Source organism: Rhodococcus sp. R1101 (assembly GCF_000278445.1).
Taxonomy (GTDB): domain Bacteria; phylum Actinomycetota; class Actinomycetes; order Mycobacteriales; family Mycobacteriaceae; genus Rhodococcus; species Rhodococcus gordoniae.
Genome location: NZ_AJVB01000907.1, coordinates 1 through 596 on the forward strand (window position 1 = coordinate 1; position 596 = coordinate 596).

A 596-nucleotide genomic window follows, 5' to 3' on the forward strand; every position below is an offset into this window, starting at 1 on the left:
GCGTTCCGCAGGTCGGCGCCGCACAACCGGTGGCCCCGCAGATCGGTTCCGGCGAGGTCGGCGCCCGGGACGAGATCGGGATCCATCCCCTCGTCGTCCGCGAAGTACGAACCCCGCACCTCCGCACTGACCTCCATGAGGACCGGCCGAACGGATGCACGTATCTCGCCGATCTCGAGGGACTCGAGTTCGTCCACGCCCCTGCGAGTCAGGACGGCAAGGGATTCGACGAGCTCCCGCGCGTCGTCCGCGAGCTCCGGATCGTAGGTGCGCTGCTGGGCCTCGAGCAGGTGCCACATCATCTCGTGCAGCTCTTTCACCACGGCGAACGCCGAGAACATCCGGTAGCAGGTGTCGGGTCGGTCCCGCCGACTCACGCCGGCGAACAACCGCTGGGAGACGGCTTGTCCCGCACCGAAACAGTCGAACACCGTACATCCGCGGAAACCACGGGACGGCAGCGTCTCATGGATGGTGCACGCGAAGCGCGCGTCGAGATGCCGGCACGGCGAACCGGCGGGCTTGTCCTCGGCGAAGTCCGACGACCGTGTGAATCCGAAAGCCGTGCAACACAATGCGAAGCAACGGCAGAGTCT

General features: G+C 66.6%; 1 protein-coding gene. It reads right to left on the bottom strand.

From position 1 onward, the window contains the following. A partial coding sequence (locus R1101_RS0125140) for a pentapeptide repeat-containing protein (RefSeq protein ID WP_198420335.1) occupies positions 1–431 on the bottom strand: 431 nt, incomplete at its 3' end. Positions 432–596 lie beyond the last annotated feature (165 nt).